The following is a 1,022-nucleotide window of genomic DNA, read 5'->3' on the forward strand; positions in this document are numbered from 1 at the left end:
GGTGCGGGGCGGCAAGGGGGGACGCGGGGTCGGATCGACGGCATCGGGGTGCGCCACCACGGCCTCGGGCGGGCCCGCGAGGGTGTGCACCGCGGACTCGGCGGCGATGGCCCTGGCTCCCATGGCACCGATGACGTCGGGGACACCCGCGGCCCCGGCGCCGGCCGCTTCGTCCACGGCGTGCTCGGCGTGCTCGGCGCTGCCGAAACCCGTGACACCGCCGGTGTTCATGCCGGAGAACGTGGCAATGCCGACGACCAAGCCGTCCACGGCGTCCAGTTCACTCCGTCCCGGCCCCGTCGGGCCCGCGGTGGCGGCGAACGCCTCCGCTCCCCGTGGCCGCCCCGGGCCGCTCGGCTCCGCCGGGCCCCTGCTGTCCGCCCCGGCCACGCCGGTTTTCCCGCTCCCCGGCCGGGCCGGTGGCTCGGGCAGGATGAGGCGCTGGTGGAGGATGTTCGCGTGTACCCGCTGGAGTTCGCCGCCAGGGTCCACGCCCAGTTCCTCGGCGAGGTGGCGGCGGGTCTGTTCGTACAGGCGCAGCGCCTCGGCCTGCCGGCCCAGGTGGTACAGGCCGGTCATCAGCTGGCCGACCAGGCGTTCGTGGGTGGGGTTGTGCTGGACCTCCGGATACAGCACCCGTACCAGGTAGTCCGGGTCGCCCAGGGCCAGACAGGCGTCGGCCTGCGCCTCCAGGGCGGTCAGGCGCAGGTGTCCGAGGCGTTCGATCTCGTCCGTGATGGGGCCGTAGGAGACGAGTTCGAGGTACGGCTGGGCCCGCCAGAGCGAGAGCGCCTGTGTCAGGTCGGCGCGGGCGAGGTCGAAGCGGCGATCGGCGACGTAGCGACGGCCGCGTTCGAGGAGCCGCTCGAACCGGTAGACGTCGACGAGTTCGGGGTCCACTTCGAGAACGTAGCCGGGGGCGCGGTGGCGGAGCCGGGCGTGGCCGCCGCCCTGTTCCCGGGCCAGGGCGAGCGCGCGGCGCAGGTGGGAGACGTAGGTCTGCAACGTGGCAAGGGGGTGGC

General features: G+C 74.3%; 1 protein-coding gene. It reads right to left on the reverse strand.

Annotated elements, in window-relative coordinates; genetic code table 11:
• Positions 1-1,022: AfsR/SARP family transcriptional regulator (locus AC13HU_RS37610; RefSeq protein ID WP_483046496.1), on the reverse strand; the 1,022-nt coding region annotated here is incomplete at both ends.

It is taken from the genome of Streptomyces sp. NH27 (genome assembly GCF_056859195.1).